Source organism: Streptomyces sp. NBC_00154 (assembly GCF_026342835.1).
Classification (GTDB): Bacteria; Actinomycetota; Actinomycetes; order Streptomycetales; family Streptomycetaceae; genus Streptomyces.
On sequence record NZ_JAPEMI010000001.1, the window covers coordinates 5,536,357 to 5,559,951 of the forward strand.

General features: G+C 70.9%; 15 protein-coding genes and 1 pseudogene. 7 read left to right on the plus strand and 9 right to left on the minus strand.

Features of this window, described 5'->3' with window-relative positions:
* Positions 1 to 2 precede the first annotated feature (2 nt).
* On the plus strand, positions 3 to 191 hold the full coding sequence (locus OHA03_RS24815; protein ID WP_267004640.1) for a hypothetical protein: 189 nt from the start codon (positions 3 to 5) through the stop codon (positions 189 to 191).
* A gap of 17 nt (positions 192 to 208) precedes the next feature.
* On the opposite strand, the gene OHA03_RS24820 is transcribed toward OHA03_RS24815, so the two are convergent.
* Positions 209 to 1,561, minus strand: a complete 1,353-nt coding sequence (locus OHA03_RS24820) for an IS4 family transposase (protein WP_267005989.1) — start codon at positions 1,559 to 1,561, stop codon at positions 209 to 211.
* Between the two features lie 97 nt (positions 1,562 to 1,658).
* Positions 1,659 to 1,847 carry a hypothetical protein gene (locus OHA03_RS24825; RefSeq protein WP_267004640.1) on the minus strand — a complete coding sequence of 63 codons (189 nt, stop codon included), beginning with the start codon at positions 1,845 to 1,847 and terminating at the stop codon, positions 1,659 to 1,661.
* A gap of 7 nt (positions 1,848 to 1,854) precedes the next feature.
* Here OHA03_RS24825 and OHA03_RS24830 point away from each other — a divergent pair, with 7 nt between their 5' ends.
* Together OHA03_RS24830 and OHA03_RS24835 are read left to right on the plus strand one after the other, a co-directional pair.
* Positions 1,855 to 3,423, plus strand: a complete 1,569-nt coding sequence (locus OHA03_RS24830; RefSeq protein WP_267004641.1) for an IS1182 family transposase — start codon at positions 1,855 to 1,857, stop codon at positions 3,421 to 3,423.
* A gap of 192 nt (positions 3,424 to 3,615) precedes the next feature.
* A complete protein-coding gene (locus OHA03_RS24835) occupies positions 3,616 to 5,502 on the plus strand; it encodes an ABC transporter ATP-binding protein (RefSeq protein ID WP_267005990.1) in 1,887 nt (628 codons plus the stop codon).
* Between the two features lie 32 nt (positions 5,503 to 5,534).
* Here OHA03_RS24835 and OHA03_RS24840 read toward each other — a convergent pair whose 3' ends face one another.
* The 3 genes from OHA03_RS24840 to OHA03_RS24850 all read right to left on the minus strand — a co-directional run bounded on the left by OHA03_RS24840 (position 5,535) and on the right by OHA03_RS24850 (position 14,476).
* Positions 5,535 to 8,897, minus strand: a complete 3,363-nt coding sequence (locus tag OHA03_RS24840; RefSeq protein ID WP_267005991.1) for an AAA family ATPase — start codon at positions 8,895 to 8,897, stop codon at positions 5,535 to 5,537.
* An 84-nt stretch (positions 8,898 to 8,981) separates the two neighbouring features.
* Entirely contained in the window at positions 8,982 to 11,927 is a 2,946-nt protein-coding gene (locus OHA03_RS24845) for a VCBS repeat-containing protein (protein ID WP_267005992.1), read from the minus strand.
* Positions 11,927 to 14,476, minus strand: a complete 2,550-nt coding sequence (locus OHA03_RS24850) for a S8 family serine peptidase (protein WP_267005993.1) — start codon at positions 14,474 to 14,476, stop codon at positions 11,927 to 11,929. The genes OHA03_RS24845 and OHA03_RS24850 overlap by 1 nt, the downstream gene beginning before the upstream one ends.
* Positions 14,477 to 14,726: 250 nt before the next feature.
* Here OHA03_RS24850 and OHA03_RS24855 point away from each other — a divergent pair, with 250 nt between their 5' ends.
* From OHA03_RS24855 to OHA03_RS24865, 3 genes are all read left to right on the plus strand, one after another.
* Positions 14,727 to 16,121: an aldehyde dehydrogenase family protein gene (locus OHA03_RS24855; protein ID WP_267005994.1), complete on the plus strand. Its 1,395-nt coding sequence runs from the start codon at positions 14,727 to 14,729 to the stop codon at positions 16,119 to 16,121.
* A 40-nt stretch (positions 16,122 to 16,161) separates the two neighbouring features.
* Complete coding sequence (locus tag OHA03_RS24860) at positions 16,162 to 17,241, plus strand: Zn-dependent alcohol dehydrogenase (protein ID WP_267005995.1); 1,080 nt, start codon at positions 16,162 to 16,164, stop codon at positions 17,239 to 17,241.
* A gap of 217 nt (positions 17,242 to 17,458) precedes the next feature.
* Entirely contained in the window at positions 17,459 to 18,796 is a 1,338-nt protein-coding gene (locus OHA03_RS24865; RefSeq protein WP_267005996.1) for an MFS transporter, read from the plus strand.
* A 123-nt stretch (positions 18,797 to 18,919) separates the two neighbouring features.
* Here the strand turns inward: OHA03_RS24865 and ppk2 are convergent.
* The 4 genes and pseudogenes from ppk2 to OHA03_RS24885 all read right to left on the minus strand — a co-directional run bounded on the left by ppk2 (position 18,920) and on the right by OHA03_RS24885 (position 22,349).
* Positions 18,920 to 19,949 (minus strand): annotated as a pseudogene (gene ppk2 / locus OHA03_RS24870) (polyphosphate kinase 2).
* Entirely contained in the window at positions 19,876 to 20,907 is a 1,032-nt protein-coding gene (locus tag OHA03_RS24875) for a DMT family transporter (protein WP_267005997.1), read from the minus strand. The pseudogene ppk2 and the gene OHA03_RS24875 overlap by 74 nt, the downstream one beginning before the upstream one ends.
* Positions 20,908 to 20,940: 33 nt before the next feature.
* Entirely contained in the window at positions 20,941 to 21,660 is a 720-nt protein-coding gene (locus OHA03_RS24880) for a helix-turn-helix transcriptional regulator (RefSeq protein WP_267005998.1), read from the minus strand.
* Between the two features lie 14 nt (positions 21,661 to 21,674).
* Positions 21,675 to 22,349 (minus strand): TetR/AcrR family transcriptional regulator, encoded by a 675-nt coding sequence (locus tag OHA03_RS24885; RefSeq protein WP_267005999.1) that lies wholly within the window; start codon positions 22,347 to 22,349, stop codon positions 21,675 to 21,677.
* A 66-nt stretch (positions 22,350 to 22,415) separates the two neighbouring features.
* Between OHA03_RS24885 and OHA03_RS24890 the strand changes: the two genes are divergently transcribed.
* A complete protein-coding gene (locus tag OHA03_RS24890; protein ID WP_267006000.1) occupies positions 22,416 to 23,567 on the plus strand; it encodes an acyl-CoA dehydrogenase family protein in 1,152 nt (383 codons plus the stop codon).
* The last annotated feature ends 28 nt before the right edge of the window (positions 23,568 to 23,595 follow it).

Genomic DNA, 23,595 nt, shown 5'->3' on the forward strand with positions numbered 1-23,595 from the left:
GCGTGCCCTTCGGACACGCCGCCCACGCCGTCACCATTGTCCGCGTCGGTATGCGCTGGAAACTCCTGGCCCGCAAGGACATCTCCGCCCCTCTCCCCGAAACCACCCCGCTCCACTCCAGCGAACCGCCGAACGGACGACCTGTCAGCACCCCACACAAGATCGCCAACAGAGTCACGCCGTTCAGTTAGGGCGGGGGTGGGTGGCGTCAAGGGTCCGTGGTGAGCATGTTGATGCTGATGGTGGCCTTGTAGGTGGTCCGGTCGATGGCGGGTCCGCGGGCGTTGTACTTGGAGATCGCTCGTTTGACGATGCGGTCTTTCGTGCGGACCCGCCGCTGGGGCAGGAGTTGGGCCAGCACGTGGCGGCCGATGACTCCGACCAGGTCGATGATGGTGTCCGCGATGATGCCCGCGGCCAGGATGAGCTGGTCGCGGGCGGCGGACAGCGCGACGGTGAAGCCGGCCCGGTCCGGGTCGGTGCCCGGGACGCTGTCGGTGGCATCCGTCATCGCTGTCCGCAGCGCCTGGTAGGCGACCAGTAGCGCCCAGACCTCCTGCTCGACCCCGGCCGGGGTGCGGGCGCGCAGGACCCGCCCGCCCAGGATCGTGGATTTCAGCTCCGCGTAGGCCGTCTCGATCTCCCAGCGTTCGTGGTAGAGCCGGATGAGTTCGCAGGCTGGGTGCGCCGACGGGTCGGTGAGAGTGGTCAGCAGCCGGTAGTGGCCGATACGGACGCCTTGGGAGGTGGCGATGCTGATCTCGGCGTCGATCACCCGGACGGTCAGCGCGCCGAGCCGGGCAAGGAAGGTTCCGTCGCCGCAGCGGGCCACCGGCGGCAGTTTCCGACCGGACTTGCACCGAACCAGTAGATGCGCGCCTGTGGCGGCGAAGCGGTTCAGCAGGTCTGCGGCGGCAAAGTTCCGGTCGCCCAGGAGCAGCATCCCGGGGCGCAGATCGCCGGTCAGACGGCTGGCGTATTCCAGCTCGCCGGTGGTGGCCGGGCCGAACGCCGCCCCGATCACCGCCCGGGTCCCGCAGGCCACCAGTGCAGTCAGCCGGATCTGCGGATAGCCCCCAGCCCCGCTGTTGCACCGCTGTTTGGAGAACACGGCGAGATTCGCCGGGGCGTCCGGCACCGACAGCAGCGTGCCGTCGACCGCCACCACCAGCAGCCCGCGCCACCTCGTCGCCGCCGCCGTCGTGGCCACCGGGCCGCGGACCAGATTGAACAGTGCCTTCAACGGCGCGGCCCCCAGACGCTGGCGGGCCTGTCGTAACGCGCTGCCGCTCGGTCTGGCGGGCGCCAGGCCCGCCAGACCGGCGCACAACCGGTCGAAAACCTGCCGATAGCCCAGCTCAGCGAACAACGCCCCGGCCAGCAGCAGATACACCGTGACTCGCGCCGGTACCAGCCGGACCCGCCGCTGAAAGGTCCCGGTCGCCGCCAGCACGTCATCGACCATCTCGAACGGCACGATCCGGGTCAGCTCGCCGATATGGCCAGGCGCGAACACCCCGGCCGCTACCTTGACCGTCCTTGTTATGGCAGCCTGTTCCAACAGCGGAGCTCCTGTGGTGAGGATGTCTTGGAGGACAAACCTCTTCTACAGCAGCTCCGCTGCCTCGTTCACCGGCCTTGACACACAGCCCCCACGCCTAACTGAACGGCGTGACTCTGTTGGCGATCTTGTGTGGGGTGCTGACAGGTCGTCCGTTCGGCGGTTCGCTGGAGTGGAGCGGGGTGGTTTCGGGGAGAGGGGCGGAGATGTCCTTGCGGGCCAGGAGTTTCCAGCGCATACCGACGCGGACAATGGTGACGGCGTGGGCGGCGTGTCCGAAGGGCACGCCGGCGATGCTGATACGGGACCGGCTGGATGTGGTGTTCGAGGACGGCGAGTTCGCTGACCTGTATCCGAAGGACGGTCGTCCGGGACTGTCACCTGGGCAGTTGGCGCTGGTGTCGGTGCTGCAGTTCGCGGAGAACCTCTCGGACCGCGCGGCCGCGAACGCGGTCCGCACCAGGATCGACTGGAAGTACGCCCTGGGCCTGGAGTTGAACGATCCCGGCTTCGACCACTCGGTGCTGTGCGAGTTCCGGGCCAGGCTGGCCCAGGACGACGCGGCCGACCGGCTGCTGCGAGTGATGCTGCATCGGCTGACCGAGGCCGGGCTGCTTAAATCCGGCGGTCGGCAACGCACGGATGCGACCCATGTGCTTGCGGCGGTGCGCACGCTCAGCCGGCTGGAGCTGGTCGGCGAGAGCCTGCGGGCCGCCCTCGAGCAGCTCGCCCAGGCGGACCCGGACTGGCTGCTGCCGCTGGTCGAGCCGGAGTGGGACAAGCGCTACGGGCGCAAGATCGAGATCGGCAAGGTGCCCGGCGGGAAGGCCGGGGTCACCGCGCTGGCCGAGACCTTCGGCCGGGACGGACACAAGGTCCTGGCCGCCGCGTGGGCGGCCGACGCCCCTCCCCAGCTCCGGGCGTTGGCGCAGGTGGAAATCCTGCGCCAGGTCTGGGTGCACCACTACGTCTGGGATACCCGCGGGCGGCTGCGCTGGCGCGACGGACACGCGCTGCCTCCGGCATCGCTGCGGTTCGACTCCCCGTACGACACCGACGCGCACTACTGCGTCAAACGTGACACCGCCTGGTCCGGCTACCGCACTCACTTCACCGAGACGTGCACGTCAGACCTGCCGGAGGTGGTCGTGCATGTGGCCACCACGATCGCCCCGGTCCAGGACGGCGAACTCACCGCCCAGATCCACGACGATCTGGCCCAGGTCGGCCTCATCCCGGCCGAGCACGCCGTCGACGCCGCCTACATCAGCCCCGCGCAGATTGAACGCGCTCACCGGGTACACAGCATCACCCTGCTCGGCCCGGTCGTGCCCGACCACAGCCACCAGGCCAAAAGCGGGGCCGGCTTCGACAAGGCCGCCTTCGCCATCGACTGGGACCGCTGCCAGGCCACCTGCCCCCAGGGCACCGTCAGCCGCGAGTGGCGTCCCCTGCACATCAGCGGCCACAACTACATCCAGGTCAAGTTCGACAAGGCCACCTGCCTGGCCTGCCCCGTCCGACCCCAGTGCACCAAGGCGGTCAGTGGTCCGCGCTCGCTCGCACTGCTGCCCACCCGCGAACTGCACGAGATCCAGCAGCGCAACCGCCTCGACCAGCGCACCGAAGACTGGCAGCGCCGCTACGCGATCCGCGCCGGCATCGAAGCCACCCTCTCCCAGAACGTCCGCACCTGCGGCCTGCGCCGGACACGCTACCGAGGCCTGCCCAAGACGCACGTCCAGCACGTACTGACCGGCCTGGCCTGCAACGTCACCCGCATCACCGACTGGATCGCCGACCCTACGCGCCCCCGGCGAGCACCCAGCCACTTCCACGCCCTCTGCACCGCCGTCACCTGACCCCCACAAGATCACCAACAGAGTCACGGCGTTGCGTCTAGAAGATGCCGGCGGAGTCCCGCCGTAGGCCCGGGAGTGTGTCGCGGGCCGGGCGGGACTGTGCGGGCAGTGCGGGCACCCTCCAGGGGTGCCGGGGCAGCGGTCGAACCCGGGCGTTGACCTCAAGTCCGGTGGAGGTCGTACGGTCTTCCCATGAGCATGGAAGCCACCGCGTGGACGCAGCTCCACAACGTCATGAACGCGCAGCAGGACCGACGCCCCTTCGACCGGAACACCCTGCGGCGCATCGCCGCGTTCGCCCGTCCGCACCGGCGCCGGGTCGCCCTGTTCCTGGTACTGAGCGTGGCGACGGCGCTGCTCGCCGTCGCCACCCCCGTGCTCGCCGGAGGCGTCGTGAACGCGATCGTGACCGGCAAGGAGGCGGGCACCGTCACGCGGCTGGCCGTGCTGATCGCCGTGATCGCCGTCGCGGAGGCCGGACTCGGGCTGGTCGGCCGCTGGCTCTCGGCCAACCTCGGTGAGGGACTCATCCTCGATCTGCGCACCGCGGTCTTCGACCATGTGCAGCGCATGCCGATCGCGTTCTTCACCCGCACCCGCACCGGCGCGCTCGTCAGCCGCCTCAACAACGACGTGATCGGCGCCCAGCGCGCCTTCAGCAACACCCTGTCGGGCGTCGTCAGCAACGTCGTCACCCTCCTTCTCACCCTCGGCGTGATGCTCAGCATCTCCTGGCAGATCACCGCACTGGCGCTGGTCCTGCTGCCGGTGTTCGTGCTGCCCGCACGCCGGATGGGCGTGCGGATGGCGAGACTCCAGCGGGAGGCCGCCGCCCACAACGCGGCGATGGGAACCCGGATGACCGAGCGCTTCTCCGCGCCCGGCGCCACCTTGATCAAGCTCTTCGGCAGGCCCGCCGACGAATCCGCGGAATTCGCCGCCAGGGCGGGCAGAGTGCGTGACATCGGCGTCCGTACGGCCATGGCCCAGTCCGCGTTCATCACGGCGCTCACCCTCGTATCGGCGCTGGCGCTGGCCCTCGTCTACGGGCTCGGCGGGTACTACACCCTGCGCGGCCAACTGGATGCCGGAGCGGTGGTCGCTCTCGCCCTGCTGCTGACCCGGCTGTACGCGCCGCTGACCGCCCTCGCCGGGGCACGCGTCGAGGTGATGAGCGCGCTCGTCAGTTTCGAGCGGGTCTTCGAGGTCCTCGACCTCAAGCCGCTCATCGAGGAGAAGCCGGACGCACGGGCGGTCCCGGAGGGGCCGGTGTCCGTGGAATTCGACGACGTACGCTTCGGCTACCCGTCCGCCGACAAGGTCTCCCTCGCCTCGCTCGAAGACGTCGCCACTCTGGACACCCGCGGCGGCACCGAAGTGCTGCGCGGCGTCTCCTTCCGCGCCGAACCCGGCCAGACGGTGGCTCTCGTCGGATCGTCCGGCGCGGGCAAATCGACGATCGCGCAGCTGCTGCCCCGGCTGTACGACACGGACGAGGGTGCCGTACGCATCGGCGGCATCGACGTACGCGACCTGTCCGCCGACACGCTGCGCGACACGCTCGGCATGGTCACCCAGGACGGTCACCTCTTCCACGAGTCGGTCCGCGCCAACCTCCTCCTCGCCCGCCCCGAAGCCACCGAGGAGGACCTCTGGGACGCTCTGCGCCGCTCACGCCTGGACGGCCTGGTCGCCTCACTCCCCGACGGGCTCGACACCGTCGTCGGTGAACGCGGATACCGACTCTCCGGTGGCGAACGCCAGCGGCTGACCATCGCCCGGCTGCTGCTGGCCCGCCAGCGCGTCGTCATCCTCGACGAGGCCACCGCCCATCTGGACAACACCTCCGAAGCGGCCGTCCAGGAGGCACTGGCCGAAGCCCTCCAGGGACGCACCGCGGTGGTGATCGCCCACCGGCTCTCCACCGTGCGGACGGCGGATCTCATCCTTGTCGTGGAGAACGGGCAGGTCTTGGAGCGGGGCACCCACGAGGAACTTCTCGCGTCCGGCGGCCGGTACGAGGAGCTGTACCGCACCCAGTTCGAGCGTCCGGGCGCGGAGCCCGCGGAGCTCGCCTGACGGCAGTCGTCACCGCGGCAGCGGACCGCTGGTCAGCCGGGGGGTGCGGAGCGGGCGGTCCAGTCCGTCCCGGCGGCCTCGTCCACCGTGAACGCACCCGCCGGATAGGGGAGTCCCCTGGCCAGGGTCGCCGCCCGCTCGAACTCCTCGTGAGCCGCCCGCTCGCGGCCCAGCGCCGCGAGCGCGGCGGCATGCACCGTGCGGGACCCGGTCTCCGACAGCCGCTCGCCGACCCGCGCCGCCCGCAGCGTCTCCGCCGCCGCCCGCCGCGCCGCCCGCTCCGGGTGACCCGACAGCAGTTCCGCCCAGGCGAGCAGAGGCGCCGCCGACGGGTCGCTGTCGTCGGCCAGCAGAGCGAGGGCTTCCTGCGGGCGGCCCTCGCGCACCAGGCGTTCGGCGTCCGCCGTCCGCACCTCGTGCACGGCCTGCCGGTCGCGCTGCGCCTCGGCGGTCCGCCCCGCCTGCGCCAGCAGTTCCGCCGCACCGGGCTCACCGGTTCTGATCCGGACGCGGGCCAGAGCGGCCAGAGCGTACGGGGTGCACCAGGCGGGACTCGGTTCGCCATCCCGGACGGCTGCCTCGGCCTGTTCCCGTGCCTCGGCGAACTCACGGAGCAGCAGATGCAGTTCGGCCAGATTGGCGCGCTCGAAGGCCACCGTTGTCGGATCGCCGGTGTGCTCGGCCAGGCTCAGTGCCTGCCGGCCGATGGAGACCGCTTCGCCGAGCCGGCCGGACCGGCGCGCGTGTTCCCGCAGCACCGAGAGGATGGTGACCAGCAGTTCCTGGTCCCCGTACGCCTCGGCATGCGGCAGCGCCAGATCGGCCGCGGCGCGGGCTTGCGCGAACCGGCCCGCGAGGCCGAGCGCGGTCGCCTGGCTCCCCAGGGACCTGGCCAGCAGCCCCCGGCGTTCGCCGCCCCGCACCGCCTCGGCGGCCTCCTGCGCCCTCTGGGCAGAGGCGTGCGCGGCCTCGTACCGGCCGCCCACGAACCGCACGACCGCCGCTGCCAGATGGTGCGTCGCGGTGGTGGGCGCAGGGGTGTGCGGGCCCGGGGGGTACGTACGCAGCAGCTCCTCGCCCTCGTCGGTGCCGCGATGCTTCGCCAGCACCTCGGTCAGCCGGGCCGCGGCCAGCACCTGGCCGTCCTCGTCGCCGCGCCGGACCATGTCCGCCAGCGCCTCGCGCAGTACGGTGGCCGCCTCCTGGTACCGGGCCATCCGGCGCAGGACGGCCCCCCGGTCGATCCGGGCCTGCGCCGCATCGGCGGCCATCGCGTCGAGCCGGGCGGTCAGTTGGGCGTAGTAGCGGTCGGCGGTGTCATTGGCGCAGAGGGCCGCGGCGCGTTCGGCGGCCTGCCGCAGGTACTGGGTGGCACGTGGGTCGTCGGCCCGGGTCAGATGCGAGGCCAGCGTGTCGACGGCGTCGGGGCGCCGCCTCAGCACTGCCTCCGCGTACGCCGAGTGCAGCTGTCGGCGGCGCGCGGCGGACAGCCCGTCGTAACAGGTCAGTCGCACCAGCGGGTGGCGGAAGGCGAGGCCGGGCAGCGGCCGGCCACCGACCACCACCGGCCGTTCCGCCACCACCGAGGCGGCGACCGCCGCATCCACGGCGTCGGTCGCCTCGGCGGACGAGAGCGGCGGATGCAGGCCGTGCTCCGCCACATCCAGGATCTCGCCCAGCGCGGCACCGCCGCCGGCCACGGAGATGGCCTCGACGACCCGGCGTGCCGCGGGCCCGAGCCGCGCAAGGCGAGCGGTCACCAGCTGACGGACGCCCTCCGGGGCGCTCAGCCCCGCGGTGTCCGCGCCGTCCTGAGCGGAGCGGGCGAGTTCCAGGGCGAACAGCGGATTGCCGAGCGAGAGCTCCCAGACCCGGTCGAGACCGGTCCTGGCACCCGCGTCCTCCGCGACGGCCAGACACTCCTCGCGTCCCAGTCGTCCCAACTCCATTGAGTGGGCGAGCCCTTGTCGGGACAGAGCTTCCAGTGAGGCACGGCGCGGGTCCGTCCCGTCGAACTCCTCCGCGCGGTACGTGACGACGAAACGCCACGCGGCTCCTGTGGCCGACGCCCGCCGGGCCAGATGGCTCAGCAGCTGGTACGACCCCGTGTCGGCGGCATGCAGATCGTCCAGCACCAGCAGGACGGGTCCGGCCGCCGCCAGATCGCCGAGCAGCCCGGCCGTGGCCCGGAACAACCGGTCGCGCTGCTCTTCGGGACTGCGCTCCGCACCCGCCCCGATCTGCCCCAACGTGGGCAGGAGCGAGGCGAGTTCGGGGTATTCGCCGCCGATCCTGGCCCGTTCGGCGGACGGCCGGTCGGCCAGCCAGGCATCCAGCGCCTCGACGAAGACGCCGTACGGGGTGTGCCCCTCCGCGTCGTGGCCCGCGCCCCACAGCACGGCCGTCCCGGCCTCGGCAGCCCGGCGGGCCGCCTCTGCCGTCAGCCGCGTCTTGCCCACCCCGGCCTCGCCGCCGACGAGCCGCACCGGAGGACCGTCGGCGGCCAGCAGCACGCCGAGTTCGTCGGACCGGCCCCGCAGCGGCGGGCCGGGCGAGGTGCGTATCGCAGCCGGAAGAACGGGCACGGAGGCGGCGGGAATCACGGCCGTGGACGCGTCCAGCGCCAGCAGATACAGCTGCTCGGTCGCCGGGCCGGGCCGTACGCCGAGTTCGGCGTCGAGCGCCTCCCGGCACAGGTGGTACTGGCGCACGGCCTGCCGGCGAAGGCCCTGGCGCAAGTAGGCGTCGATCAGCACCCGGTGGGCACGCTCCTCGGCCGGCGCGGCGGCCACGGCACGCAGCGCCACCTCGGTGGCCAGTTCGGTCTCGCCGTCCGCGAGATGGGCCTCGGCGAGCGCCAGCCGTACCCGGTCGCACATCGCGGAGAGCTCCTCGCGCCGGGCCTCGGCCCAGGGCGCGTACCGGTCCTCGGGCAGCAGCTCGCCGGTGAACGCGGCGAGTGCGGCGGTCAGCGCCTCCGTCGAACCCCCGGTCAGGGCTTGTTCGGCGAGGTTCGCGGCCTGATCGGCGTCGATCACCACGGTGTGCGGATCGAGCCGCAGCAGGGTGCCTTCGCCGGTCAGATAGGACGAGGAGGCGCGGGGGGCCAGCTCCGGCTCGATGGCGCGGCGGGCCGCGTGCAGCGCGACCCGCAGACTGCCGAGCGCGGCCTGGGCGTCGGAGTCCGGCCAGCAGATCTCCATGGCCTGCTCACGGTGGAGGCTGTGGCCGGGGGAGACGGCGAGGAGTTTCACGAGGGCGCGGGCGCTGGGGCGGGGCCATTTGTCGGCGAGCGGGGGCCCGCCGTCGCGAGTCACCCGGAACCCGCCGAAAAGGTGCAGTCGCAGGAGCGGAGGAGTGGGCTCCGTGCTGTGGTTCGTGTCTTCCGCACCCATAGGGGCGCACTTTAACTCCCCTCTTCGGACACACCACAGGCCCCCCGAACGGACGTCCGGGAGGCCTGCGGGGCGAGGTGTCCGTCAGGAGAGCGTGGACACCGTCAGCCGGGAGATGGCGGTGAACTGCTGCAGATACCGGCCGCCCAGCAGTTCGGTCATGCGGTCGAAGCCCGTTTCGTCGAAGCCGAGATTGACGACCTCGTCGACGCCGTCACCGTCCAGGTCGCCGGAGAAGTACTCTCTGGCGCCGAGGTAGGTGTTGTGACCCACGTCGTCCGGGTAGTCGTCCTCCGCGGTCAGAACGGACGGGTCGTACAGGTAAGCGCCGGACTGGGCGCCGCCGACGAGCAGGCGGCGTCCGCCCGGCCCGGTGAGGAACCCGCCGGTCTCCACCGAAGGCAGAGTGAATAGCCGGTAGTCCCGGCCGCCCGCCGCGTACGTGCGGAACGACGCGGTCCCCGTGAGGACCAGCCCCTCGGGCCCGGTGAAGTAGCTGCCTACGTTCCAGGGGCCTCCGGCGACGCCGTGGTGGAGGACCTCACCGGTGCGGCTGTCGCGGATCTCGACCACGGCGCGCAGGCTTGAGCCGTCCGGCGCGCCCTCGGCCGTCGTCGAGGTGGCGGAGAACCAGGTGTAGACGACCGCGTGCCCGTCGGCGTACGGGATCTCCGGCGAGGTGAAGACGCCGTGGTTCAGGCCGGCGCCGTACAGCTTGCCGTCCACGCTCTCGGCCGGGGCCTTGGGTGCGGCGGTCCAGCGTACGGTGCCCTTCTTGGCGTCGAGCGCGACACCGTCGACCGCGGGCGAGTCCTTCTGGAAGGAGTCGGTGCTCGAGTACTGCGCGTACACCCGGCCCTCGCCCACGGCGGGGTCGCCGAACACGACGCCGCCCGCGCTCGCGGGCGCCGCGTACGTCCACAGTGCCGAGCCGCTGCCGCGGTAGGCGCGCAGCTTGTCGGTCGGCACGACGATGTCGGCGCGCTGGTCGCCGTCGAGGTCGGCGACCGTCACGGAGCGGACGAACTGCCCGTTCCCGTCGATGCGTTCGATGACTTTGCCGTTGCGTCCGTCGATGACCGCGACGGCCGTGTCCGCGGCCACCACGAAGTCGTCGTGGCCGTCGCCGTTGACATCGCCCTTCTCGATCCGGTGCACCTGCCCCGGGACGGTGGCCTTCCACAGCAGCTCGGGCTTGCCTGCTGTCAGCGACGGACCCGAGTACGCCCACACGCCGTCGGACTTGCCACCGACGACCAGGTCGTTCTTCTTGTCGCCGTCGATGTCGGCCGACTGCGCGGACCACAGGTCGCCCTGGAGCGGCAGGAGGCTCTGCTGCTTGCCGTTGCCGAAGCCGTAGGTGCGGATGTTCTGGTTCTGGTCGACGGTGCGGACGTGCCGGCCGGCCCCGTCGCGGTAGACCTGGCTGAACATCGGCGAGGCGCCGATGCCCTTCTCCTGCCAGCGCATGTCGCCGCTGCCGGAGAACACGGTGAGCGAGGCGTACTGTCCGCCCCCGGGGTTCTCGGCGGTGTTCATTCCGGTGTCGTCCTGGGCGGCTGTCACGAGGTTGCCGTCGACGACGTCGAGGCTCCAGGTGCTCGGCCCGTCATGGCTGTTGTCGGCGTCGCGTTTGACGGTGGAGGACCACAGCAGGGTGCCGGGGTCCGTGCCGTCCACGACCCGGACCGTGTTGGCGTTGATGTACAACGTCGGGCTGAGCGTGGACTCGCTGACCACGTACTCGGGCTTCCGGTCGTCCCGCAGGTCACCGATCGCCATGTCGGTGGGCACCGCGTTGATCCGGGTGTCGAGCGTGGTGCGCTTGCCGTCGGCCAGGGAGTACGAGTCCAGCTCGTACTTCACGCCGTCGGTGGGGTCGGACTGCTCCAGGGCCACGAGCCGTCCGCGCGTGGTGTCCAGGTGCAGCTGACGCGAGTAGAGGGCGCTGTCCGTCTGCCACTTGACGGCGCCGTCCTCGGTGTCGAGCACCAGGGTGCGGCCGCGCCCTGCGGCGGTCGCGGTTCTGCGCTGGTTGTACGACGCGGCGACCAGTCCGCCGCCGAGGTCCTCCAGGGCTCCCCACGCCGTCCCGGAGCGCACGCCCGTGTCGTACGTCCAGGTGCCGGACGGGGTCAGGGCCCCGTCGGCGTACGAGAAGCGGATGCCCGACACCGTGGCGGTGGCGGCGGCAGGGGAGTTGAGGTTGTAGTACGGCGCGTCCGTGACGACGAGCGTCCTGCCGACGAGCTTCACGTTGTAGGCGTACGCGTACAGCTTCGACCACAGAGTCCTGCCGGTCCTGCCGTCGAGGACCGTGACGAAGGTGCCGTTGGCCAGCGAGGAGCCGGGAGAGGTGAACGGGCGGTACGGGGACACACCCACGCTCGCCGAGAACACCACGTCGTCCACGCCGTCACCGGTCAGGTCGCCGGTCACGTACCCCTGGTCGGACGCGGGCGTGAACGGGCTCACCGCGTTGTAGCCCATGACGATGCGTGCGGGGTAGGGCTCGGTCTGCCAGGGCCGGGAGTTCTTGACCCCCCAGTCCGCGTACAGCGAGGCGTTGTCGCGCCGCCACAGGGGCGTGCCGTCGGCCTTGCTGCGCTGGACGCTGCCGAGACTGTGGAGGGTGAAGTAGTCGCCGTTCCCGCCACCGGCGGGGACGGTGGCGGCCAGACCGCGCACGCCTTCCACCGTCGACTTCGGGGAGACGGTCACGGCACCGTCGCCACCGGCGTCCGTGCCGGTGCCTTCGTCGAGGTGGGAGCCCGCGCCCTGGTCCGTGTCCTGGCCGGCTCCGGAGGTGCCGGAACCTTCGGTCGCGCCCTGCGGGTCGACGCTCTCGCGGTCGGCGTCCGCGTAGGCGTTCAGCCGGGCGTGGTCCGCCAGCCGCTCGGCCTGGCTGTCCGTGAGGGTGAGCAGGCTGCTGCCGTCGTCGGCCAGTGCGGGCGGCGCGGCGCTCAGCGCCAGACCGGCCGCGACCAGCGCGGAGGCGAGCCGCAGCGCTCGTCGGGAGTTGGTTCTCATCACTTGGTCCCCTGCGCGATGCGGATGGCGGACCGGTCCTTGAGGACCGGCTGGTCGAAGGAGTACTGCAGGGCGTCGGTGCCGGCCTGGTTCTCGATGCCGACGGTCGCGCTCGCGCCGTTCTCGGGCGAGGCGGTGGACAGGCCCTGGTACTGGAGGGTGACGGCGCCGGTGACCTCGTCGAAGACGGCCTCGAAGGAGACACGGGCCGAGGTGTTGCCGGCGAAGGCGGCGTTGTTCCAGACGACCGCGAACCTGCGGCTGCCCGCGCTGCCCGTGGTCGCCGTCTGCACGCTGGACTTCTTGTCCAGGGTCAGGTCGTCCCAGAAGGCGGCCACAGTGCCGTTGGGCTTGTCGGCCGACGGCAGCGCGACGTTGTCGTAGTCACCGAGCCGCGGTTCCAGGAAGTTGATCAGACCGTTGGTGGTGACGCTTGCGCTGGAGTAGGAGACGCCGTACAGCTTCACCGGGAAGGGCAGCGAGACGGTCTTCGCGTCCTCGTCACCGCTCAGCGCGACCTTGCTGCTGCCGCTGATCCAGGAGTACGTCGCCGGGGTGCAGCTGTTGCCTGCGGTGTCGCTGCGGGCGGGCGCCCGGGCGGTCAGTGACTCGTCACCGTCCACGGTCAGCTTGCCGCTGTAGATGCCGTTGCACAGCACGGGCGCTGCGGGCGCGGCGGTCAGGGTGTAGGAACCCTCGGCCACCTTCGGCAGGTCGAAGTGTCCGCCGGCGTCCGTGGTGACCGAGGCGACCGGAGTGCCGGCGACCTGGACGGTTGCCTTGGCGAGGGGTTTTCCGGTGACGTCGAGGACGGTGCCGGACACGGCGTGCGAGGCGACCGCGTCCAACGTGAAGTCCTTGGTGACCTGTTCGCCGGTGACGACCGTGACACCGGACTCGGTGCCGTTCGCGTAGCCGTACCCGCTGAGGGCGAAGTCGTACGAGCCCGCCGGCAGGGTAAGCCGGTAGGAGCCGTCCGCCGACGTCGTCACGGAGCGGGTCGAGGTGGATCCGGAGGCCTTCACGGTGACGCCGTAGAGCGCGGAGCCGTTCGCTCTGTCCGTGATCCTGCCGGTGACGACGGCCGCCGTGTGCGGGGCGGCGTCGACGGAGGCGTAGATGTCGAGCTTGCCCTCGCCCCAGACGTTGTTCATGCCGGCGGTGCCGCCGCAGTGCGTGTCGTCGACATCGCGCGCAGCCTCGTCGAGCAGGGCGCGGGTCGCGTCGATGTCGCCGATGAGGGAGGGGGCGGACGACCACAGCAGAGCGACGGCGCCCGCGACGTGCGGCGTGGCCATCGACGTACCGGATATCGACCTGTACGTGTTGCCGGGCCACGTGGAGCGGACGTCGACACCCGGCGCCGAGATGTTCGGCTTGGCCGATCCGTCGAGCCTGGACGGGCCGAAGCCGGAGAAACTTGCTATCTTCCCGGCCGAGTCATAGGCGCCGACGCCGTACGCGGGCGCCTGCGAGCCCGGCGCGTGGCCGGTCGAGCAGGTCACGCCGTCGCCGTCGTTGCCGGAGGCGAACGCCTCGAAGATCCCGGCCGCGTTCCACGCCTCGACGATGTCCTGGTAGAAGGTCGTGTCACCGCCGCCCCAGGAGTTGTTGACGATGTCGGGGGCGAGGTCGGGACGCGGGTTCTGACCGGTGTGGTCGGTCGGCGCGAGGATCCACTGGCCTGCCGCGAGCAGTGAGGAGTCCGAACAGGAGCTGGACTCACACCCCTTGGCGGCGATCCACTTGGCGCCGGGCGCGACACCGACACCGCCGGCGCCCACCATGGTGCCCATGGTGTGCGTGCCGTGGCCGTTGTTGTCGCAGGGCGCCGACGTCGTGCACTGGCCCGTCGGGTCGTACCAGTTGTAGTCGTGCGTGAAGGAGCCGTCGCCGTTGTTGCCACGGTAGTTGCCGACGAGCGCCGGGTGGTCGTACTGGACCCCCGAGTCGACGTTGGCGATGACGATGCCCTCACCACGGTCGTCGTACTGGTCCCAGACCTGGTCGGCCTTGATGTCCTGGACGCCCCACTCGGCGGCGGTGGTGTCGGCGTCGGTGGCGGCGTCGGTCGACTTCGACTCGGTCCGGTCGAGCTTGTAGGTGTGCTCCTTGACGATGCTCGCCACATCAGGGCGCTTCGCCAGGGCGTCGACGAGGTTCTCACCGCCGGTCACCTTGAGCGCATTGGCGATCCAGTACGACCGGTAACCGATCTTCTCCTTGTCGAGGAAGGACTGCAGCGGCTTCTGGCTGTTCTTCGCCTCACTGCGCAGCGAGGCGAACGCCGACTTCGCCTTTGCCGCGTGGGACTTCTTGCCCTTGGCCGCGGACAGGTCCGCCTGGCTCTTGAGGACGACGAAAAAGGTCGACTCCTTGCCCTTCGCGACAGTGTCGAGAACGGCGGAGTCGACCTTGGCGGTGACGGGGCTCGGGTCCGCCGCAGACTGTGCGAACGCGGGTGCGGGGCCGGACAGTGCGGCTGTGGCCGTGATCGCGGCCGCAGCCCACGCGGCGGTTCTGCGCCGCGGGGATCGGGGCAGATGCATCGGAGTGCTCCTCCATGGCTGGTACGGGGGAGCCCGCCGCGGTTCCGGGACCAGTGGGTGAGTACGGGAGGAGGCGGGCTGATCCGGGACGCTAGGAGGAGGCCGTTACTGGTGAATTACTGAACTGCGCGGCGAAGCCCGGGTGAACGGCCCGGGCGCACGTGACCGGCGTCTCTGGCGCCCAAAAACTAACGCCGCTAGTTTGGGGTGCTGACGACATCGGCCGTATCCATGTCCGGGAGGAAATGCCATGAAGGCCCACGACGGTATGTACATCGGCGGGAAGTGGCGCCCCGCATCGGGCGCGGACACGATCGCGGTCGTGAACCCGGCGGACGAGCAGGTCATCGCCCATGTACCGGCCGGAACCGCCGAGGACGTCGACGCCGCGGTACGGGCCGCCCGAGCCGCGTTCCCCGGCTGGTCCGCCACACCGCCCGCCGAGCGGGCCGCGCGGATCGCCGCCCTGCGCGATGTCCTGGTGGCCCGCCAGGACGAGATCGCCGCCACCGTCACAGCCGAGCTCGGCGCACCGCTCCCGCTGTCGCAGGCGGTGCACGCGGGTGTGCCGATCCTGGTCGCCGGTTCGTACGCCGAACTTGCCGCGTCGTACCCGTTCGAGGAGAAGCACGGCAACTCCACCGTCCTGCTGGAGCCCGTCGGTGTCGTCGGGGCGATCACCCCGTGGAACTACCCGCTGCACCAGATCGTGGCCAAGGTGGCTCCCGCACTCGCGGCAGGCTGCACGATCGTCCTCAAGCCCGCCGAGGACACCCCGCTGACCGCGCAGCTCTTCGCCGAGGCGACCGCGGAGGCGGGCCTGCCCGCCGGTGTCTTCAACCTGGTCACCGGCCTCGGCCCGGTCGCCGGACAGGCTCTGGCCGCGCACGAGGACGTCGACCTGGTCTCGTTCACCGGATCCACCGCCGTCGGGAAGCAGATCGGCGCCACCGCGGGCGGCGCGGTCAAGCGCGTCGCGCTGGAGCTCGGCGGCAAGTCCGCCAACGTCATCCTGCCCTCGGCCGATCTGGCCAAGGCCGTCAACGTCGGCGTCGCCAACGTGATGTCCAACTCCGGCCAGACGTGCAGCGCCTGGACCCGGATGCTCGTCGACGCCGAGCGGTACGAGGAAGCCGTCGCCCTCGCCGCCGCGGCCGTCGCCAAGTACGTACCGGGGGAGCGGGTCGGCCCCGTCGTCAACGCCAAGCAGCAGGCCCGGGTGCGCGGTTACATCGAGAAGGGCATCGAGGAGGGCGCCCGGCTCGTCGCCGGTGGCCCCGAGGCCCCGCACCCGACCGGTTACTACGTCAGCCCCACCGTGTTCGCCGATGTCACCCCGGAGATGACGATCGCCCAGGAGGAGATCTTCGGCCCGGTCATCTCGATCCTGAAGTACGAGGACGAGGCCGACGCGCTCCGTATCGCCAACGGCACGGTGTACGGGCTCGCGGGCGCCGTCTGGGCCGCCGACGATGCGGAAGCCGTCGCCTTCGCCCGTCGGATGAACACCGGACAGGTCGACATCAACGGCGGCCGGTTCAACCCGATCGCCCCGTTCGGTGGCTACAAGCAGTCCGGCGTCGGCCGTGAGCTCGGTCCGCACGGCCTCGGCGAATACCTCCAGACCAAGTCCCTCCAGTTCTGAACCACCCCCGATGCACCCCCGATCAGCAAGGAGCCGGTCCGTGGTCCGCGCCGCCGTACTGCCCGCCGTCGGAGCTCCCCTGGAGGTCACCGACATCGAACTCCCGGAGCCCGGACCCGGCCAGGTGAGGATCCGTCTCGCCGCCGCCGGGGTCTGCCACTCCGACCTGTCCCTGTCCGACGGCACCATGCGGGTGCCCGTCCCCGCCGTCCTCGGCCATGAGGGAGCGGGCACCGTCCTCTCCGTCGGCGAGGGCGTCACCCATGTGGCGCCGGGCGACGGCGTCGTGCTCAACTGGGCGCCTTCCTGCGGCAGCTGTCACCACTGCGGGATCGGTGAGGTCTGGCTGTGCGCCGACGCACTGACGGGTGCGGGCAACATCCACGCCCGTACCGCCGACGGCACCGAACTCCACCCCGGCCTGAACGTCGCGGCGTTCGCCCAGGAGACGGTCGTCGCCGCGAACTGTGCACTGCCCGCCCCGGCCGGCATCCCGCTGACCGACGCCGCCCTGCTCGGCTGCGCGGTTCTCACCGGATACGGCGCCGTCCACCACAGTGCGCGGGTCCGGACCGGCGAGACGGTCGTCGTCTTCGGTATCGGCGGCGTCGGGCTGGCCGTGCTCCAGTCCGCCCGCATCGCCGGAGCCTCGAAGATCATCGCCGTCGATGTCTCCCCGGAGAAGGAGGAGCTCGCCCGCCGGGCCGGTGCCACCGAGTACGTCATCGCCTCCGACACCACGCCGCGCGCGATCCGCAGGCTCACCGGCGGACAGGGCGCGGACGTCGCCGTGGAGTGCGTCGGCCGGCCCGCAACCATCCGCGGCGCCTGGGACTCCACCCGGCGCGGCGGCCGCACCACCGTCGTCGGCATCGGCGGCAAGGACCAGCAGGTGACCTTCAATGCCCTGGAGATCTTCCACTGGGGCCGCTCGCTGACCGGCTGCGTCTACGGGAACAGCGACCCCGCCCGCGATCTGCCCGTGCTCGCCGAGCACATCCGGGCCGGCAGGTTCGACCTCTCCATGATGGTCACCGAACGGATCGCGCTGGACGGCATCCCGGCGGCCTTCGACAACATGATCGCGGGCAAGGGCGGTCGCGCCCTGGTGATCTTCTAGCCGACGCCCGGAAGAGACCCCGGCCGCCCTCGGTGGCGGCCGGGGACTTCGGCATGCCCAACCCCTCCTCGTCGCGGCCGTCCGAGTGTCATATGCAGGTAAAAACTGCTGCTGCGCGACCCGTTGACCCGCATACCGTCCGGTCAGTACGTTCCCCGGACCGGCGGATCAGCCCCGCCGGGCACCCCGTCCCCCGCACCCACCGGAGTGTGCACGCATGGACACGTCACCATCCGCCACCCCACGCACCACCGATACCGTCCCGACCCCCACCGAGACGCGGGCCCGCCGCAAGGTGGCCACCGCCGCAGCGCTCGCATCCGCGGTGGAGTGGTACGACTACTTCGTTTTCGGCATCGCCGCAGCCCTGGTCCTGGGAGACCTCTACTTCCCCGCAGGCAGCGGCTCCGCCGGTGTCCTCGCCGCGTTCGCGACCTTCGCCGTGGGCTTCCTGGCCCGTCCGCTCGGCGGCATCATCGCGGGCCAGCTCGGCGACAGGCGTGGTCGCAAACCCATGCTGGTCCTCGCGCTCACCCTGATGGGCGTGGCCACCACGGGCATCGGCCTGCTTCCCACGTACGAGACGATCGGCATCGCCGCTCCGGTGCTGCTCGTCACCCTGCGCGTCGCCCAGGGCATCGCGGTCGGCGCCCAGTGGGGCGGAGCCATGCTGATGGCCACCGAATACGCCCCCGAGGGCAAGCGCGGCGTCTACGGAAGCCTCGTCCAACTCGGCGTTCCCATCGGTGTGGTGACCGCCAACACCGTCTTCCTCGCCGCAGGAGCCTTCACCAGCGACAGCGAGTTCGCCGCCTGGGGCTGGCGGCTGCCGTTCCTGGTCGGCCTGCTGGTGCTGGTCCTCGCCTGGTACATCCACACGCGCGTCGAGGAGACCCCCGAGTTCCGCGAGGCCGAGAAGGAACTGGCCGAGCAGGAGGCGAGCCGCTCCGCGCGCTCCCCGCTGCGCACCATCGTGCGGGAGCACCTCGGCACGGTCTTCCTCGCGGGCGGCTCGTTCGCCGTGAACACCGCGACCTTCTACATCATCATCACCGGCGTCCTGGACTACACGACCCGTGAGCTCGGCATGAAGCGCGAGGCCGTCCTCATGGTCTCGCTCTGCATCAGCCTCACCCAGCTCGTCCTGATACCGGCGTCGGCGGCGCTGTCCGACCGCATAGGGCGGCTGCGGATCTACGCGCTCGGGGCGGCCGGCCTCGCCGTGTGGGCGGTGCCGATGTTCCTGCTCATCGACACCAAGTCGCTGCTCTGGATGGCCGTCGGCACTTTCGTCACCAGCTGTTTCCTCAGCATCATGTACGGGCCGCAGGCGGCGTTGTTCGCCGAGCTGTTCACGGCCGAGATGCGCTACACCGGCGCCTCGCTCGGCTACCAGATCGCGGCCGTGTTCGGTGGCGGCCTCGCCCCGTTCGTGATGGTGCTGCTGCTGGAGGCGACGGGCACGTCGATGGCGGTGGCGGCCTACATCATCGGCCTGGCTGTCATCGCCCTGGTCTCCATCAAGGTCCTTGCAGGACGGGCGAGTTCGCGCTGATCACGGTTCCCGGACCAGCTCCGGCTCCGGCACCGGTGCCTCCCCGACCGGTGCCGGAGCCGGAGCGCGCCGGACGGGAGAGTGATAGGGGCGGCCGCGCACTCGTGGTGCTCCGACCCGGGCTCACGCCGTCGGCCCGGCCTCCGACCGGTGCGTGGTGAGCAGCCGGGCATCCATCTCGCCCTGCTCGAAGAGCCGGGAGGCCCGACCCACGATCAGCGGGTCCGGCTCGCGGACCATCGTCGTGTCCTTGTCCGGGTAGTCGAAGCGGTGCAGCACATGCCGGATCGCCTCCAGCCTGGCCCGCTTCTTGTCGTTGCTCTTCACCACGGTCCAGGGCGCGTCCGCCGTGTCTGTGTGGAACAGCATCACCTCCTTGGCCTCCGTGTATGCGTCCCACTTGTCCAGCGAGGCGAGGTCGACCGGGCTCAGCTTCCACTGCCGTACCGGGTCGATCTGGCGGATCATGAACCGGTTGCGCTGCTCGTTGCGGGAGACGGAGAACCAGAACTTCACCAGGTGGATGCCGTCCCGGGCGAGCATCCGCTCGAAGCCCGGTGCCTGGTGCATGAATTCGAGGTACTCACGGGTCGTGCAGAACCCCATCACCCGCTCCACACCTGCCCGGTTGTACCAGGAACGATCGAAGAGCACGATCTCCCCGGCGCTCGGCAGATGTGCCGTGTACCGCTGGAAGTACCACTGGGTGCGTTCGCGTTCGGTGGGCTTCTCCAGCGCCACGACCCGTGCGCCACGGGGGTTGAGGTACTCGGTGAAGCGGTTGATCGTGCCGCCCTTGCCGGCCGCGTCGCGCCCTTCGAAGAGAATGACGAGCCGTTCGTTGCGCTCCTTCACCCAGTGCTGGAACTTGAGCAGCTCGATCTGCAGCGCGCTTGTCCTTCTCGTATGCCTTCCGGCCGAGCTTGTAGGTGTACGGATAGTCCTCGCGCCAGGCGTCGCGCGCCCGCCCGTCGGGCATCACCAGGACCAGATCGTCGTCCCCGCTGTCGGTCACGCCGAAGGCTTCGAGCTCGGCGCCGCCGTGCCGTGCCGCCCAGGCGAGGGCGGCTTCCCTGCGGTCAGCGTCGTCGGCAGCCTTGCTCCTCTTCTTCCGTTTCCTGCGGCTGCTCGGATCCTTGGCGCTCCGGGTCATGACGGCGTCCCTCCACCGGCTGTACCCGACTCTTTCGGGTGCGTCCAGTCTGCGGACGCTTCCGGGAGACCGCCACCCCGGCCAGACAGAGCAGGCCGCCGCCGACCGTGAGCAGTGCGGGCACCTCGCCGAGCAGCAGCCACGACATCAGTACCACCAGCGCGGGGACGGCATATGTGGTGGCGCCCATCCGTCCCGCAGTGGTGCGGGCGAGCGCATAGGCCCAGGTGGTGAAGGCCAGGGCGGTCGGGAAGACGCCCAGATAGACCATGTTCAGCGTCGCGGACACCGGGGCTTCGGCCGCCTCGGAGACCAGCACACCGGAGAACGGCAGACAGGCGACCGTACCGACCATGCAGCCGAACGCGGTGATCTGCAGCGCCGAGCCGTGCCGCAGCGCCGGCTTCTGGGCGACCACCCCGCCCGCGTACGCCATCGCCGCCAGCAGGCAGAGGACCACCCCGAGCACCGACGAACTCCCGTGTCCCGACATGGAGAGACCGACCACCGCGGCGCCCGCGAACGACACGGCCATCCCTGTCAGCAGTCTGCGCGGCAGCCCCTCGCCCAGCAGCCGGGCGCCGAGCAGTGCGATCAGGATCGGGCCGATGTTCACGACCATGGCGGCCGTGCCCGCGTCGACCTCCTGCTCGCCCCAGTTGAGCACCACCATGTAGAGCCCGAACCAGAGCACCCCGGACGTGATGATGCCCGGCCACGCCGCCCTGGACGGCAGCCCCTCGCGGCGTACGAGAAGGATCGCTCCGAGCGTCAGCGAACCCGCGAGCAGCCGGCCGAGCGCGAGCGCACCGGGCGAGTAGGACTCACCGGCACTGCGGATGGAGACAAAGGCGGAGGCCCACAGCACCACGGTGGTGCCGGCCGCAGCGATCGCCCGCCGGTCGCGGCCCGCGGGTGCGGTGGCGGGCGCGGCGGAGGCGGGTATGGGTGTCGTCATGAGCCCGACTCTAAACGGGGAACGGTTCGGCCCTCACCGAATTGTTTCCGGCTCGATTCCGAGCAGTTCGCGCAGCGCCCGCTCCCCGTCCCCGGTCGCCTTCACCGCTCGCCCGGACCCGATCCTCACGCACCAGCCGGCGTCCAGGGCGTGCCTGCACAGTGCGGCGCCCGCGACCCCTGCCAGATGCGGCCTGCGCTCCGTCCAGTCCAGACAGCTGCGCACGAGGGGACGCCGCGTCCCGGTGTCCAGCCCGATGCCCAGCTCCGCGAACCAGCCGAGACCCGTGTCGGTGAGCGCGAAGCCGGTGTCCTGCCGCAGCAGCCCTCGCACGGTCATCGCGTCCGCGATCGCGATGCCGATCCGGCCCGCGAGATGGTCGTAACAGGTGCGCCCGCGGGCCAGTGCACTGCTCGTGCTTGCCGCCCGCAGGGTCTGTGGCCGCTCCCCGTCACCGGGTGCGGCCCGGGCGGCGAGATCCTCGACGAGATGGGCGGTCCGTTCGTCGGCGAGCCGCACATAGCGGTGGCGGCCCTGCCGCTCCTCGGTCAGCAGGCCCCCGGCGATCAGCTTCCCCAGATGTTCGCTGGCGGTCGACGGAGCCACCGACGCGTACCGCGCCAGCTCCCCTGCCGTCCAGGCGCGGCCGTCGAGCAGGGCCAGACAGAAGGAGGCGCGGGTCTCGTCGGCGAGGAGGACGGCCAGGGCGGCGAGGCGGGGTGCGGCCGGGTCGTGGGGTGCCATGCGTGCCATGTACCCAGGATGCGTCAGGAATGCTTCGGCGCCGGCCGAACCGTGTCCGCGGCAGGCCCCTGCTCGTACTGCAGGGCGAGGCCGTCGAGCAACGCCCGCAGCCCGGTCTCGAACGCGCCCTCGTCGACCTGCTGACGACGGTCGGCCAGCAGATGGGCCTGGCCGAGGTGCGGATAGTCGGCGGGGTCGTACGCCGTCTCGTCGTCGACGAAGCCGCGCGCGAACGAGCCCAGTGCCGAGCCGGTGATGAAGTAACGCATCAGTGCGCCGATGTACGTGGCCTGGGCGGGCGGCCAGCCGGCGCGGACCATCGCACCGAACGCCGCGTCGGCGACCCGCAGCCCGGCCGGACGGCGGCCGGGGCCCTGGGCCAGCACCGGGACGATGTGCGGGTGCTCGGTGAGCGCCGCACGATAGGAGACCGCCCAGTCGTGCAGGGCGGCTCGCCAGTCGCGGTCGTCGGACTCGTCGAACATCGACAGATCGACCTGAGCGGACACGGCGTCCGCGACCGCGTCCAGGATCTCGTCCTTGTTGCGGAAGTGGTTGTAGAGCGAGGGTCCGCTCACCCCGAGTTCGGCCGCGAGCCGGCGGGTGGAGACGGCGTCGAGCCCCTCGGCGTCCACGAGCGCGCTCGCCGCCTCGACGATGCGGTCTCTGCTGAGGAGGGGCTTGCGCGGTCGGGCCATGCGGCACATAGTAGGGCCTGCGAACGAAAAACTAGCAGTGCTAATTAAAAGTGGGAGAACCGAAGGATGAACCTGGAGCTCAGCAAGGAGCAGGAAGCCGTCCGGCAGCTCGCCAAGGACTTCGTCGCCCGCGAGATCACCCCGCATGTCGTCGCGTGGGACCGCGCCGAGAATGTCGATAAGTCGATTGTCAAGAAGCTGGGCTCCCTCGGCTTCCTCGGGCTGACCGTCCCCGAGGAGTACGGCGGCTCGGGCGGCGACCACCTGGCGTACTGCCTGGTCACCGAGGAACTCGGCCGTGGCGACTCCTCGGTCCGCGGCATCGTCTCGGTCTCCCTGGGCCTGGTCGCCAAGACCATCGCCACCTGGGGCGACGAGGAGCAGAAGCGGCAGTGGCTGCCCCGGCTCACCGCGGGCGAGGCGATCGGCTGCTTCGGCCTCACCGAGCCCGGCACCGGCTCGGACGCCGGGAACCTGACGACGAAGGCCGTCCGCGACGGCGACTCGTACGTCATCAACGGCACCAAGATGTTCATCACCAACGGCACCTGGGCCGACGTCGTACTGCTCTTCGCCCGCACCGACGACACCCCCGGCCACAAGGGCATATCCGCCTTCCTGGTGCCCACCGACACCCCAGGCCTCACCCGCCGCACCATCCACGGCAAGCTCGGTCTGCGCGGCCAGGCCACTGCCGAAGTGGTCCTGGAGGACGTCCGCGTCCCCGCCGCCACGCTCCTGGGCCCCGAGGGCAAGGGCTTCTCCGTCGCCATGTCCGCGCTCGCCAAGGGCCGGATGTCGGTCGCGGCCGGCTGCGTCGGCATCGCGCAGGCCGCCCTCGACGCCGCCGTGGGCTACGCGGGCGAACGCGAGCAGTTCGGCAAGTCCATCGCGAGCTACCAGCTCGTCCAGGAACTCATCAGCGACATCGCCGTGGACGTGGACGCCGCCCGGCTGCTGACCTGGCGGGTCGCCGACCTGATCGACCGCGGCGAGGACTTCGCCACCGCGGCGTCCAAGGCGAAGCTCTTCGCCTCCGAGGCCGCCGTCCGCGCAGCCAACAACGCCCTCCAGGTCTTCGGCGGCTACGGCTACATCGACGAGTACCCGGTCGGCAAGCTGCTGCGCGACGCCCGTGTGATGACGCTCTACGAAGGCACCAGCCAGATCCAGAAGCTGATCATCGGTCGTGCGCTGACGGGTGTCTCCGCCTTCTGAGCCGTTCGACCCGAACGGGCGTCTGAGT